At 58.1% G+C, this 625-nt stretch carries 1 protein-coding gene; it reads right to left on the bottom strand.

From position 1 onward, the window contains the following. Positions 1-85: 85 nt before the first annotated feature. Positions 86-625 (bottom strand): DedA family protein (locus HMPREF0721_RS11210; RefSeq protein WP_006599911.1); only part of this gene is annotated, 540 nt, incomplete at its 5' end.

Raw genomic sequence — 625 nt, 5'->3', positions numbered from 1 at the left:
CAATACCCGGTACCCCTCGGCAGGGCCCTTCTTGAGGTCATCACGAATGTTCACTGCGCGGAAAATCGTCATGTCTTCCACTGTGTCACGCGAGGGTCAAGCCTTCTGCTTCTTTTTTGACGAAGATGGGTGCCAAGATAACGATGATGAGAGCGATAGCCACCCAATTGGCAATCTTGGCGTAGTACTTGAGGGCGTCAACGATGGGATCGCCCACTCCCCAGCCCAGTCCCAGATATCCTAGGTTCCAGATAGTCGCAGCGACGAAGTCTAGAGCAATAAACCACCTCACCTTCATCCCAGATGCCCCCGTCAAGACGAACACAACCGGCATGATCGGAAGCGGGATCGGCACATAGGCGACGAGCACTCCCAGCCAGCCAAGCTTGCGAGCCCATTTCTCCGCCTGGTCATACCTGCGATGCGCCCGCTCGGATCGTCCAGCCCAGACCTCGATCATGCCTCGGCCCCACAGCTTGCCGGCCCACCAGTAGACCCAGTCGAGTTTGATCGACATAATCGAGCCCAATAACAGCCACCAAAGCCAGTACGGAACCTGCCCCACTGATACCAGCGCCCCGGTCGCAGCCGCACCGGTACGAGACCCGGTCAACCCCATGAGGAT

It is taken from the genome of Pseudoramibacter alactolyticus ATCC 23263, assembly GCF_000185505.1.
Lineage (GTDB): Bacteria > Bacillota > Clostridia > Eubacteriales > Eubacteriaceae > Pseudoramibacter > Pseudoramibacter alactolyticus.
Note: the sequence above shows the minus strand (reverse complement) of the source record. Positions and strands in the feature narration are given on the sequence as shown.